Origin of the sequence: Streptomyces sp. NPDC097640 (assembly GCF_040302705.1) — a bacterium.
GTDB lineage: Bacteria > Actinomycetota > Actinomycetes > Streptomycetales > Streptomycetaceae > Streptomyces.
On sequence record NZ_JBEOSB010000075.1, the window covers coordinates 1 to 3,107 of the forward strand.

A 3,107-nucleotide genomic window follows, 5' to 3' on the forward strand; every position below is an offset into this window, starting at 1 on the left:
GCGGTTCGCCGAGCGCCATGGTGATGTGGGCCGGGCTGTTCGTGCCGTGGCCGGGGCCGTGCGGGATGCCGTGCGGGACGATGGCGCCGCGGCCGCGCTGCGGCCGGGTTCCCCGATGAGCGCGGCGCTCGGTACCCGGCTGCCGGTGGTGCAGGGGCCGATGACCCGGGTCAGCGATCGGGCCGGGTTCGCCTCGGCGGTCGCGGCCGGGGGCGCTCTGCCGTTTCTCGCGCTCGCCCTCGCCGAGGGGGAGCGGGCACGCGCCATGCTGGTGGAGGCGGCGGCTGCGCTGGAGGGGCGGCCGTGGGGGGTGGGGGTGCTCGGTTTCGCGCCCGAGGAGATCAGGCAGGCTCAGCTCGAGGCGGTGCGGGAGATCCGTCCCAGCCACGCGATCATCGCGGGTGGGCGGCCTGCTCAGGCGGAGGCGTTGGAGCGGGCGGGGATCGCCACCTTTCTGCATGCCCCTTCGCCGGGGCTGCTGGGGCAGTTTCTGCGGTCCGGCGCCCGCCGGTTCGTGTTCGAGGGGTCCGAGTGCGGCGGGCATGTCGGCCCGCGGAACAGCTTCCCGCTGTGGGAGGCCCAGATCGCGGTGATCGAGGACTTCCTGGACGAGGCGGAACGTGACGAGGCGGGCGGCGACGACGAGGAACACCCCAGGACCGCGGTTCCGATCGAGGTTTTCTTCGCGGGCGGTGTCCACGACGAGCGGTCCGCGGCGATGGTGGCCGCCCTCGCCGCCTCGCTGACCCGGCGCGGTGTCCTTGTCGGCTTTCTGATGGGCACGGCGTATCTGTTCACCGAGGAGGCGGTGACCTGCGGCGCTGTTCAGCCGCTGTTCCAGCGTCAGGTGGTGGCGGCGAGGGGTACCGCGCTGCTGGAGACGGCTCCGGGGCATGCCACCCGCTGTGTCCCGAGCCCGTTTACGGAGGAGTTCGGCGCGGTCAGGGAGCGGTTGCGCGGGGAGGGTGTTCCGGAGCGGCAGGTGTGGGAGCGGCTGGAGCGGCTGAACGTCGGCCGGCTGCGGATCGCGGGCAAGGGGGTTGAACGCGGCGCGGGCGGTGAGTTGGTGGCGGTGGGTGAGGAGCGTCAGTACCGGGATGGCATGTTTATGGCGGGTGATGTGGCGGTGTTGCGGTCGGCCGTCACCACGGTCGCCGCCCTGCACCACTCGGTGGCCCCGGCCGCCGCGGACTTCTTCTGCCGCTCCGCGGCCGGGCTGCGCGAGCGCCTGGGTGTGGTCCCGTCCGGGCGGGCGGAGCGGGAGGCTCCGGCGCCGCTGGACGTGGCGGTGGTCGGGATGGCGTGCATGTTCCCGCGCGCCCCTGACCTTGCCACCTTCTGGGCTCATGTGGTCGGCGGTGTCGACGCCGTCACCGAAGTCCCCGCCGGGCGTTGGGACCCCGCCGTCCACTACTCGCCCGATCAGGACGGCGCCACCGTGTCCAAGTGGGGCGGTTTTCTGCCCCCGATCCCCTTCGACCCGCTGCGCTACGGCATCCCGCCCGCCTCCCTGGGCAGTGTCGAGCCGGTGCAGCTGCTGGCGTTGGAGGCGGCGCGGCGGGCGCTGGAGGACGCCGGTTACCAGGCGGTGCCCGGCGAGGAGCGGGGCGGCCCGGGCGGTGCGGGTGGCCGGGTCTTCGACCGGTCCCGTACGTCGGTTGTCTTCGGTGCGGAGGCGGGCAGCGATCTGTCCAACGCCCAGACGTTGCGCGCCACGCTGCCGTCCTACCTCGACACGGTGCCCGAGGGACTGGCGGAACAGTTGCCGGAGCTGACCGAGGATTCCTTCCCCGGGATGCTGGCCAATGTCATCGCGGGGCGGATTGCCAACCGGCTCGATCTCGGTGGTGCCAATTACACGGTGGATGCGGCCTGTGCTTCCTCGCTGGCCGCTGTGGATGTGGCCTGCAAGGAGCTGCTGACGGGCACCAGCGACCTGGTGCTGTGCGGTGGCGCGGACCTGCACAATGGCATCAACGACTTCATGCTCTTCTCCTCGGTGCATGCGCTGTCCCCGACGGGACGCTCGCGGACCTTCGATGCCTCGGCGGACGGCATCGCGCTCGGCGAGGGTGTGGCGTGTGTGGTGCTCAAGCGGCTGGCGGATGCGGAGCGCGATGGCGACCGTGTTTACGGTGTGATCAAGGGTGTGGGCAGCTCGAGTGACGGGCGGTCGCTCGGGCTCACCGCGCCCCGGCCCGAGGGGCAGCGGGCGGCTCTGGAGCGCGCCTACCGCAACGCCCGGATCTCCCCCGCGGACGTGGGTCTCCTTGAGGCGCACGGCACCGGCACGGTCGTCGGCGACCGCACCGAGCTGGCCATCCTCACCGAGGTGTTCACCGCCGCCGGGGCGGTGGCGGGCGGGTGTGCGCTGGGCTCCGTCAAGTCGCAGATCGGGCACACGAAATGTGCCGCGGGGCTGGCCGGGCTGGTCAAGACGATGCTGGCCCTGTACACGGGCGTCAAGCCGCCCACCTCGCAGCTGCGCCGTCCCAACGCCTCCTGGGATGCGAAGAGCAGCCCTTTCGCCTTCCATACCGAGGCGAGTCCCTGGGTTGTGCCGCCCGCGGAGCGGATAGCCGGGCTCAGTGCGTTCGGGTTCGGCGGCACCAACTTCCATGTCGTTCTGGCCGCTCATGACGCCGGGCCGCCTCCGTCCCACGGTCTGGACGCATGGCCCGCCGAGCTGTTCACCTTCCGCGGCACGGACCGGGTGGCGGCCCTGCGCGCCGTCGAGGAGACGCTGGCGCTCGCCGAGGCGAACGAGGGCGCGAGGGCGTGGCCCTGGCGGCTGCGTGACCTCGCCCTCGCCGCTGCCAACCGCGCCGAAGCCGGTCAGGGCCCGGTCCGGGCGGCTGTGGTGGCCACCGCTTCGGACGGGCCCGCCGGGCTGGCGGCGCGGCTGCGCCGGGTCCTGGCCGGGGAACACGACCCGGCCGCGGGGATCTATCTGGCCGGGCCGGCCGACGCGGCCGATCGGGAGGGTCTGACCGGCCAGGAGAGTCCAGGCGATCCGGAGGGCGGTGACGGCCCAGCAGGTCGGACCGTCGCGGAGGGCGGTGGTGTCCCATCCGCCGACGGCGGCGCGGGGCGAGACCCCGTCCCCG

The 3,107-nt window shown here is 73.2% G+C and carries 1 protein-coding gene; it reads left to right on the forward strand.

The features are described 5' to 3' along the window. A partial coding sequence (locus ABTY62_RS47345; RefSeq protein ID WP_352135605.1) for a beta-ketoacyl synthase N-terminal-like domain-containing protein occupies positions 1–3,107 on the forward strand: 3,107 nt, incomplete at both ends.